General features: G+C 58.8%; 10 protein-coding genes. 9 read left to right on the forward strand and 1 reads right to left on the reverse strand.

Annotated features, from left to right (window positions below; all coding sequences use genetic code 11):
• Positions 1-319: 319 nt before the first annotated feature.
• The 7 genes from tgt (at position 320) to ACIQ0G_RS08005 (ending at position 7,575) form a co-directional block, all read left to right on the forward strand.
• The gene (gene tgt / locus ACIQ0G_RS07975; protein WP_397577446.1) at positions 320-1,459 is read left to right on the forward strand and encodes a tRNA guanosine(34) transglycosylase Tgt; all 1,140 of its coding nucleotides are present in this window, start codon (positions 320-322) and stop codon (positions 1,457-1,459) included.
• A 4-nt stretch (positions 1,460-1,463) separates the two neighbouring features.
• Positions 1,464-4,148 (forward strand): bifunctional [glutamine synthetase] adenylyltransferase/[glutamine synthetase]-adenylyl-L-tyrosine phosphorylase, encoded by a 2,685-nt coding sequence (locus ACIQ0G_RS07980; protein WP_397577447.1) that lies wholly within the window; start codon positions 1,464-1,466, stop codon positions 4,146-4,148.
• Between the two features lie 13 nt (positions 4,149-4,161).
• Positions 4,162-4,620: a peroxiredoxin gene (locus ACIQ0G_RS07985; RefSeq protein ID WP_397577448.1), complete on the forward strand. Its 459-nt coding sequence runs from the start codon at positions 4,162-4,164 to the stop codon at positions 4,618-4,620.
• 557 nt (positions 4,621-5,177) lie between these two features.
• Complete coding sequence (locus ACIQ0G_RS07990) at positions 5,178-5,909, forward strand: M23 family metallopeptidase (protein ID WP_397577449.1); 732 nt, start codon at positions 5,178-5,180, stop codon at positions 5,907-5,909.
• Between the two features lie 110 nt (positions 5,910-6,019).
• A complete protein-coding gene (locus tag ACIQ0G_RS07995; protein ID WP_324478608.1) occupies positions 6,020-6,355 on the forward strand; it encodes an iron-sulfur cluster assembly accessory protein in 336 nt (111 codons plus the stop codon).
• 32 nt (positions 6,356-6,387) lie between these two features.
• Positions 6,388-7,161, forward strand: coding sequence for an exodeoxyribonuclease III (xth, locus tag ACIQ0G_RS08000; protein ID WP_397577450.1), 774 nt, complete (start codon positions 6,388-6,390; stop codon positions 7,159-7,161).
• Between the two features lie 63 nt (positions 7,162-7,224).
• On the forward strand, positions 7,225-7,575 hold the full coding sequence (locus tag ACIQ0G_RS08005) for a hypothetical protein (RefSeq protein ID WP_397577451.1): 351 nt from the start codon (positions 7,225-7,227) through the stop codon (positions 7,573-7,575).
• Here the strand turns inward: ACIQ0G_RS08005 and ACIQ0G_RS08010 are convergent.
• The gene (locus ACIQ0G_RS08010) at positions 7,572-8,096 is read right to left on the reverse strand and encodes a TetR/AcrR family transcriptional regulator (RefSeq protein ID WP_397577452.1); all 525 of its coding nucleotides are present in this window, start codon (positions 8,094-8,096) and stop codon (positions 7,572-7,574) included. The two genes, ACIQ0G_RS08005 and ACIQ0G_RS08010, sit on opposite strands and share 4 nt — an antisense overlap.
• A gap of 107 nt (positions 8,097-8,203) precedes the next feature.
• Here ACIQ0G_RS08010 and guaA point away from each other — a divergent pair, with 107 nt between their 5' ends.
• Both guaA and ACIQ0G_RS08020 read left to right on the forward strand, forming a co-directional pair.
• Positions 8,204-9,778, forward strand: coding sequence for a glutamine-hydrolyzing GMP synthase (gene guaA / locus ACIQ0G_RS08015; protein ID WP_397577453.1), 1,575 nt, complete (start codon positions 8,204-8,206; stop codon positions 9,776-9,778).
• 13 nt (positions 9,779-9,791) lie between these two features.
• On the forward strand, positions 9,792-10,028 hold a 237-nt coding region (locus ACIQ0G_RS08020; RefSeq protein ID WP_397577454.1), incomplete at its 3' end, for a GNAT family N-acetyltransferase.

Consider the following 10,028-nt stretch of genomic DNA (forward strand, 5'->3'; position numbering starts at 1 on the left):
CCGCAGTGAAGCGTGGAGGGCCCCGTATCATCACCGCAGCCCTGAGCCTGTCGAAGGGCGTCCATCGGCACAGCGCCTGCACTTTGGACACCCTTCGACGGTCGCAGGCGCTGCGCACCCGCTGCTCAGGGCTTCGGTTTATGCAGAGACCCCGCCCTTCCCATCAGCATTCCAACATCACATGTTCGTCACCCTGAACTTGTTTCAGGGTCTTAATTCCTTGCAACACTAAAGTAAGATCCTGAAACAAGTTCAGGATGACGATAGGTTTGGCGAAGGCAGCAATGACAAATCAATTGGATGCTTCTAAAGCCGCCCCATGACCACGCGATTCCAGTTTTCGATTTCCGCCACCGATGGCAAGGCGCGCACCGGCAGCATTCAGATGATGCGCGGCGAAATTCGTACGCCCGCCTTCATGCCCGTCGGCACCGCCGCCACGGTAAAGGCGATGCGCCCTGCCGAAGTGCGCGCAACGGGTGCGGACATCATCCTTGGCAACACCTACCATCTGATGCTGCGGCCCGGCGCGGAACGTGTCGCGCGGCTGGGTGGGTTGCACCAGTTTTCGGGCTGGGACCGCCCGATATTGACCGACAGCGGCGGGTATCAGGTGATGAGCCTGTCGGCTTTGCGCAAAATCACCGAAGAGGGCGTCGCGTTTCAAAGCCATCTCGACGGGTCGAAACATATGCTGTCGCCCGAACGATCGATGGAAATTCAGCGGCTATTGGGGTCCGACATTGTCATGGCGTTTGACGAATGCCCCGCCAATGGCGTGAGCCGCGATGAAGCGATCAAGTCGATGGAACTATCGATGCGTTGGGCCAAGCGTTCACGCGACGGGTTCGACAGCGGCGGCGAACATGCCGCGCGCGCGGCCTTATTTGGCATTCAACAAGGATCATTGGACGAAGAATTGCGCAAGCGCTCTGCCGATGCTTTGATCGACATTGGTTTTGATGGCTATGCCGTGGGCGGCCTTGCGGTGGGTGAAGGGCAAGAGGCGATGTTTGGTTGCCTCGATTATGCGCCGGACCAATTGCCCGCCGACCGGCCACGTTATCTGATGGGTGTGGGCAAGCCTGACGATTTGGTGGGCGCGGTTGAGCGCGGCATCGACATGTTCGATTGCGTCCTGCCCACCCGATCTGGCCGCAATGGCCAAGCCTTTACCCATCATGGCCCCATCAACATCCGCAATGCGAAATTTGCCGAAGACCAAGGGCCGATTGACGACCAATGCACCTGCCCGGTGTGCGCAACATGGACCCGCGCTTATGTCCATCACCTGATCCGGTCGGGCGAAATACTGGGCGCGATGCTGATGACGCAGCATAATTTGCATTATTACCAAATGCTGATGGCCGGAATGCGCGCGGCGATATCGCAAGGGCGCTTTGCGGCATTCGCCGCCGATTTCCGGCGGGATTATGTCCGCGGAAAAGATCAGGGTTGAAACCATGACGCGCGTCGCAGCAGCCATCGCACGCGCACAGGCCAACAGTCCGTTTCTTGCCGGATTGATGGACCGCAACCCCGATTTGATGGCGATGGTCGCAGCGGGCGAATTTGACGCGGCGCTTGCGCAATCCCTTGCCCGAACGGCGGACAATGTCGGCAGTGCCTTGCGCCAACAGCGGCAGGGCGTTGCGCTGGTCACCGCGATTGCGGACCTCGCTGGCGTTTGGGACCTCAGCCGCGTCACAGGCATCCTTTCCGACTTTGCCGACCATGCGCTCGACCAAGCCATATCTGCCGCCATCGAAGAACGCGTGCCCGGCGCGCCCAACCAAGGCTTTGCTGTCATTGCGCTGGGCAAACATGGCGGACGCGAGCTGAATTATTCGTCGGACATTGACCCGATTTTCCTGTTCGATCCCAAAACCCTGCCCCACCGCGAACGTGACGATGTGGCAGAGGCTGCGGTGCGCTATGGCCGCCGCGTCATCGAACTATTGTCCGCATTGGATGGCGACGGATATGTCTTTCGCGTCGACATGCGGCTGCGGCCATCGCCTGAGGTCAGCCCCATCGCTTTGCCCGTCGAAGCGGCCATCGGCTATTATGAATCAAGCGCGCTGGCGTGGGAACAAGCGGCATTCATCCGATCGCGGGTCTGCGCAGGCGACCGCGCGCTCGGCGCATATTTCCTGAACGCCATTCAACCCTTCATCTGGCGCAAGTCGCTTGATTTCGGGCAATTGAAGAACATCACCGCCATGACCGCGCAAATCCGCGACCATTATGCCAAGGGTCAGAAAATGGGCCTTGGGTTCGACCTGAAGCGTGGCCATGGCGGCATCCGCGAATGTGAATTTTTCGCGCAGGCGCATCAGCTGATCCATGGTGGACGCGATCCGGTGCTGCGTGTGCCCGACACCCGCGAGGCGCTCAAACGGCTGGCGGCGGCTGGGCCGATTAGCCCGCAAGAGGCGGAGACATTATCATCGGCCTATGAACAGTTGCGGACATTTGAACATCGTCTGCAAATGCACAGCGACCGGCAAACGCACGAGATACCACTGAACCGCGAAACCGCCGATGCCGTCGCGCGCTTGCATGGGCTGGCGGACGCCGATGCGTTGATTGCCGCGATCCGCCCAGTCACCGCACACGTCGCGGCGATTTACGACCGGATGGTGGACGCAGGCGGCAGCGAAGGGCCGCGTATGGCCGATGAAGGCCTGCCGCTTGAAGAACAATTGACCGATTTGGGCTATACCGACCCGGCCGCCATCATGCAGCGCATGGCGCGGTGGCGCAGCGGCAAGATTCGCGCGATCCGCAGCGCATCGGCGCGTGACGCGTTCGAAACCGTCCTGCCCGCGATCATGAAAGCATTGGCGCTGGCCCCCGATTCCGACCGTGCCATCGCGCGGTTCGAAAATATGATCGAGGCGATACCCAGTGCCATCAACGTCTTCCGCTTGCTGGAGGCGCGGCCCGGGCTTTTGCAATTGGTCGCCAACATATTGAGCTACGCGCCGACGCTGGCCGACGATCTTGGCCGGCAGAGCCGGTATCTGGACGCTTTGATTGACACGAGCGCGATGAACTTGCCGGGCGATATGGCCGCTTTGCACGACGCGATGGCGCGCCGGATTGGCGATGCCGATTATCAATCCATGCTCGACATTGTCCGCGATTATGTTGGCGAGAAACGCTTTGCGCTTGGCGTGCAGTTGATTGAGGGCCGAAGCGACGCAAGCGACATTGCGCGCAGCTACGCCCATTTGGCAGAGGCCGCGTTGCAGACGCTCACCGCCGCGACGGTGGCCGAATTTGAAAAAGCGCATGGCCGCATTGACGGCGGCGAGCTGGTCATTTTGGCATTGGGCCGATTGGGCGGCGAGGCATTGACGCATGCGTCGGACCTTGACCTGATCTTATTGTTCACCGGCAATAATCTCGCCGAATCCGATGGGCCGCGTTCCTTGGGCGCAACGCAATATTTCAACCGGCTGGCGCAGCGCGTGATTGCCGCAATGTCGGTGCCCACCGCATCGGGCGCTTTATATGAAATCGACACACGGCTTCGGCCATCGGGCGCCGACGGGTTGCTCTGCGCGTCGGTCAAAAGCTTTGACCAATATCAGCGCGAAAATGCGTGGACGTGGGAGCATATGGCACTGACGCGGGCGCGCGTGCTGTTCGGTTCCGCCGATGCCCGTGCGCAGGTGGATGCGATTGTCGCGGATGTGTTGCATGGCCAACGCGACCCGGAAAAACTGCGGACGGACATCGCCAGCATGCGCAAGGACATGGCGGCGCATAAACCGCCAAAGGGCGATCTGGATGTGAAGCTTTTGCCCGGCGGCTTGGTCGATATGGAGTTCATCATCCACCGGCTCCAGTTGGAAACACATGCCGGGCTGGTGCCGCAGCTTGGCCCCGCAATTGATGCGCTGGTGGAAGCCGGACATCTGCCCGCAGACTTTGCCAACGCTTATGCGTTGTTCGCGCGTCTGTTGGTCATGGTGCGCCTCGTTGCGCCCGATTGCGCCACCCCGCCAGAGGCCGCGCAGGCGTTAATCGCAGGCAGCCTTGGCTTTGCCGATTGGGATGCCTTGATGACGGCGATTAGGGATTATCGCGGGGTTGTCATGCACGAATGGCAACGGCTATTTGGACCACGCGATTTTTGAAAAGGAACCCAACATGACCGATATCAACGACACCCTGCCCGACGTAAATGTGGCGGATAGCGCTGGCAATGCGGTCAATCTGGCGGCGCTCAAAGGTCCGCTGGTGCTCTATTTCTACCCCAAGGCCGACACGCCCGGTTGCACCAACGAAGCGAAGGATTTCACCGCACTGTCGGCGGATTTCGCCGCGGTCCATTGCCCCGTCTACGGCATGTCCAAGGACAAGCCCGCCAAGCTTGCGAAATTTGCGGCGAAATATGAACTCAATGTCACGTTGCTGTCCGACGAAGCCAGCGATGCCACCGAGCAAATGGGCGCTTGGGTCGAAAAATCGATGTACGGCAAAAGCTATATGGGCATTGACCGGTCAACCTATCTGGTCGGCAAAGACGGCAAGGTTGCGCAGGTCTGGCGCAAGGTAAAGGTCAAGGACCACGCCGCAGAGGTTTTGGCCGCGGCGAAAAGTTTGTAGTTTTCGCACGAACGCTCAAAGCTCTATCACATCCGTCATGCTGAACTTGTTTCAGCATCTTAATTCTTCAACGTCGATAATTAAGACCCTGAAACAAGTTCAGGGTGACGGGAGTAGGGACGGACGGTTCACCGTCCAACCCTCATCCTGCCTCAGGGCTGCGGTGAGTTGAGCCGCGCAACTTGCGACCAACGGACGAATCGAAACGCCAACCGATTCGGTCACCCCTCGGACGGTCAATCGCATCTATAAATCACGAAATTTCGCGGGTCTTGGCGGGAACAAATGGCGTTGAGACGCGTTGTTCAAGACGCCAGATATTGCCAAAGCCAGTTTGGAAATTGCTGGGAAACCGCCACTTTAGTGAACCGTTGAACGCTCCATTCAACGACTCAACGCGTTTGAGCGGCGGTTTGTCCCGCGATTATGACAGGTATGTTGCATTCGTTTGAGCCATCGGACACCACCATTTTCGTAATGAGTGGGCAGATCCTCTGTCTTGGTCAAACTTCTGAACTGCGTAAAAGCGCGGGTCGCATGATAAGGTAATACGCAACATGGTATCCAGCGCTTTGGCAAACTGCCAATCACTGATCCTTAAAGCTGTATCTGCTTTGGTAATGGTCGCCGCTTTCACAGCAGCAACGCCATCGTTCGCCAACTCAGCCGCCGCCTCATCAGACACGTTCCGCATTTCACCAGAAGATTTGCGCGCGAACCAAAGCGCGCTTGGCGTGTCGGACCCTGAATTCCGCGCGTTGAACGACAGCTGGGGCAGCATCAACGGCACCGCAACCAAGGTTGCAGTTGCCGTTCCATCGATCAACCCAGTGGACATCATGAAATTCTCCAGCGGCTATGGATATCGCAACGCACCGACGCGTGGCGCCAGCCGGAACCACAAGGGCATCGATATTCCCGGCGCCATCGGCACACCGATTTACGCAACAGCAGATGGCTTCATCGGCCGCGCTGAATGGGTTGGCGGTTATGGTAAATTGGTCGAAATCAACCACGGCAACGCGGTGCAGACACGTTACGGCCATTTGTCGGCGATGAATGTTGCGCCAGGTCAGCGCATCCGCAAGGGCGACATTCTGGGCTATATGGGCTCAACTGGCCGCTCGACCGGAAGCCACCTGCATTATGAAGTCCGCATTGCCGGTGAAGCGATCAACCCAACCGCATTTCTGTCGCCAATGAAATCTGACCCAAGCGGCGCAAAAATCTTGCTTGCTGCAAAAACTGTTGATAGCACTGCCATCGGTGGCCCTGCTGACGGCGAGTAAGCAGACAGGCCAAAACGCATCACCTTTGGGAGAGGGTGTAATCTTGGGGGCTGGCGCGGGATACTGCGCCGCCCCTTTTCTTTAACTGCTGCATGGCCTACATATCCGATATGAGCGAAACTGAAGTCATCTCCATGACCGCCAATGCCGCGCGCCGCGTGGCCGAGATTGCAACCAAGCTTGGGAAAGATCCGGTGCTGCGGTTGTCGGTGGAAGGTGGCGGCTGTTCGGGCTTTCAATATCGTTTCGGCCTCGCCGACAGCGTTGAGGCGGATGACATCACCGCGCAAGGCGAAGGCGCGTCTTTGGTCGTCGACCCCATCAGCCTTGATCTGGTGCGCGGCTCTGCGGTGGATTTCGTCGAATCGCTTGGCGGCAAAAGCTTCAAGGTGACCAATCCGCAAGCGCAGGCCGGTTGTGGCTGCGGCTCCAGCTTTTCGGTTTGATGCAATAGCCATGCGCGGCTAGGGTCGCGCGCATGCGTATCGCGACTTACAACATCAACGGCGTCAAAGCGCGCCTCCCCCGCCTGCTCGAGTGGCTGGAAGAAACCCAACCCGACATTGCGTGCCTGCAAGAGGTCAAGTCACAGGACGAGGGCTTTCCGGTCGAAGAATTTGAACGCGCTGGTTATGGCGCGATCTGGCACGGGCAAAAATCCTTCAACGGCGTTGCCATCCTCGCCAAGGGCACGCAGCCTGTCGAAGCGCAGCGCACCTTGCCCGGCGATCCCGAGGACGAACATGCCCGTTATCTGGAGGCGGATGTTTTCGGCATACGCGTTGCGAGCATTTATCTGCCCAATGGCAACCCGCTGCCGGGGCCAAAATTTGACTATAAGCTTGCGTGGATGAAGCGCTTGTACGACCGCGCCGCCGAATTATTGGCGGCGGAGATCCCCGCCGTGCTGGCGGGCGACTATAATGTCATTCCCCATGCGCATGATATCTGGGCGCCAGCCGCGATGTTGGACGATGCCTTGCGCCAACCCGAAAGCATCGCGGCCTATCGCGCGTTATTGGGCCAAGGCTGGACCGACGCGCTGGCGACGCATTATCCGCAAGGCGGCATTTGGACATATTGGGATTTTCAGGCCGGCGCATGGCAACGCGACCATGGCTTTCGCATCGACCATCTTTTGCTCAGCCCCGTTGTCGCCGACCGCTTGGCATCCTGCGGCGTCGACAAGGACCATCGCGGCCGTGAAAAGGCCAGCGACCACGCGCCGACTTGGGTGGAACTGATCGACTAAAATAGATATTGTAGCAGTCGCTACATTTTGGTATCAAGTTCCCACTATTATGGGGAGTTTGTCATGACCTTGTTTCGCCTTTTCCTCGTTGCCGTCATTGCCATTGTCGGCGCCTATACCAGCGTCACCATCGCCAACCATGGCATGGGTCTGTATCCGATATTTTTCGGTGACATTGCGGAGATGGCGTGGCCCGGGCAGTTCAATCTCGACTTTTTATTCTTTCTAATGTTTTCCGGATTCTGGGTCGCATGGCGTCACGAATTTACCGTGGCCGGGTTCGTTCTCGGATTTGCGGCCTTTAATCTTGGCGCACCGTTTTTGGCCGCATATCTGCTCGTGCAAAGCTATCGCACCAAAGGCGATATTGCCGCCATGTTGCTCGGCCCCGCGCGGGCCGCACGCGCGCGCTAAAGTGCCTTGGCGTTTATATCGTCAAGGCCAATGCTTTTCAGGAACAGCATCCCTTCGATGCTGACCAGAAGCCGCGCGGCATCAATGTCGCGCTGCGCCTCGCTGTCCGATTGCAGCTGCGCCTTGCCCCATTCCAGAAATCCGCGGCCAATCTCTTCGCCCACCGCGCGGTAAAACGGGTCGCCCATCGCCGCGCGTGCCGCGACATCAAGCCAGATCCGCATATAGGGCCACAGCGCATCTTCAAAAACGATACCCGCCAATTTGCAGCGCAGCGCGTCCACGGGCAGCGGCTCGGCGGCGGTGTGCGCGCTGATCATCTCCACCAGCTGCGCAGAAATCTGTTCCAACACCGCGGTGATGATTTCGGATTTGTCCTTGAAATAATATAGCAGCATCCGGTCGCTGGTGCCCGCAGCCTTCGCCAACGGACGCAGGCTCGACGCCGAAAGCCCTTGCGCAAGGACATAAGCGGTCAATCGCTCGATGATATCGGCGCGTTTGGTGTCAGGCTTTATCACGCCAACGCTATAGCGCACCGAAACAGGTCAGGGCAAAGGGCAAAGTCCAAAGTCCAAAGTCACCGCGGTAACTGGACAGCGGCGGCGGCAATCACTATCGGCTGGCCATGCCTGAATCCAAAACACACGCCCACCCTTCCGATTCCATCCTGATCATCGATTTCGGGTCACAAGTGACTCAATTGATTGCCCGCCGCGTGCGCGAGGCCGGGGTCTATTCGGAAATCGCGCCATTCAATTCCGCCGAAGCCGCATTTGCGCGTATGAAGCCAAAGGGCATCATATTGTCGGGCGGCCCCGCATCGACGACCAAAGTCGATTCGCCGCGCGCACCGCAATGTGTTTTTGACAGCGGACTGCCTATCCTTGGCATCTGCTATGGCCAACAAACCATGATGATGCAGCTAGGCGGCCATGTGAGCGAAGGCGAAGGCGGCGAATTTGGCCGTGCCTTTATTGAGGTCGAAAAACCCTGCGCACTGTTTGACGGATTGTGGGCGACCGGCGACAAGCATCAGGTGTGGATGAGCCATGGCGACAAGGTCACCAGCCTTGCCCCCGGCTTTGAAGTTGTCGCCACCAGCGACGGCGCGCCTTTTGCCTTTATCGCCGACGAAGCGCGGCAATATTATGGCATCCAGTTCCACCCCGAAGTCGTGCACACCCCCGATGGCGCGAAATTAATCTCCAACTTCGTACATAAAATCTGCGGCCTTGCCGGCGATTGGACGATGGCGGAATTCCGCGCGACCAAGATTGCCGAAATCCGCGCGCAAGTAGGGTCAGGCCGCGTCATTTGCGGCCTTTCGGGCGGCGTCGACAGTTCGGTTGCGGCGATCCTCATTCACGAAGCGATCGGCGCGCAGCTCACCTGCGTCTTTGTCGACCACGGCCTGCTGCGCATGAATGAACGTGAACAGGTCGAAACCTTGTTCCGCGACCATTACAACATCCCGCTCGTCGTCGTGGACGCCGAAGAACGCTTCATGGCTGGCCTCGCGGGCGTCACCGACCCCGAAAAGAAACGCAAATTCATCGGCGGCGAATTCATCAACGTGTTTGAAGAAGAAGCGAAGAAAATCGGCGGCGCTGATTTCTTGGCGCAAGGCACGCTCTACCCCGACGTGATCGAAAGCGTCAGCTTCACCGGCGGGCCTTCGGTCACGATCAAAAGCCACCATAATGTCGGCGGCCTGCCCGCACGGATGAACATGCAACTGGTCGAACCCTTGCGCGAACTGTTCAAGGATGAAGTGCGCGCCTTGGGCCGCGAACTGGGCCTGAATGACCAATTTGTCGGCCGCCACCCCTTCCCCGGCCCCGGCCTCGCCATCCGCATTCCGGGCGAAGTGACCAAGGAACGGTGCGACGTGTTGCGCAAGGCGGACGCCGTCTATCTCGAAGAAATCCGCAATGCAGGCCTATATGACGCGATCTGGCAGGCCTTTGCCGTGCTCTTGCCCGTCCGCACCGTCGGCGTGATGGGCGATGGCCGCACCTATGACAATGTCTGCGCCTTGCGCGCGGTGACATCAACCGACGGCATGACAGCCGACATCTACCCATTCGAAAGCGCCTTCCTCAGCCGTGTGTCGACGCGCATCATCAACGAAGTCAAAGGCATCAACCGCGTGGTTTATGATTATACATCAAAGCCACCGGGAACCATTGAGTGGGAATAAGGCTTACACAGCCATGACCATCGCCTACGAACCCGAACGCAACCGGTTCAACATGCCGACGGACGCGGGCGATGCCTATGTCACCATCCGCTGGGACAACGACGTCATGATATTGCCGCACGCCGAAGTGCCATCCGCCTTGCGCGGGACGGGCGCGGGGGGACGGCTGGCCACGGGTGTGTTTGAACAGATCGAAGCCATGGGCATCAAAGCGCGGCCGACCTGTTCGTTTCTGGTGAAGGTCGCAAAG

The sequence above is a fragment of the Sphingorhabdus sp. genome (assembly GCF_044354325.1).
Taxonomy (GTDB): domain Bacteria; phylum Pseudomonadota; class Alphaproteobacteria; order Sphingomonadales; family Sphingomonadaceae; genus Sphingorhabdus_B.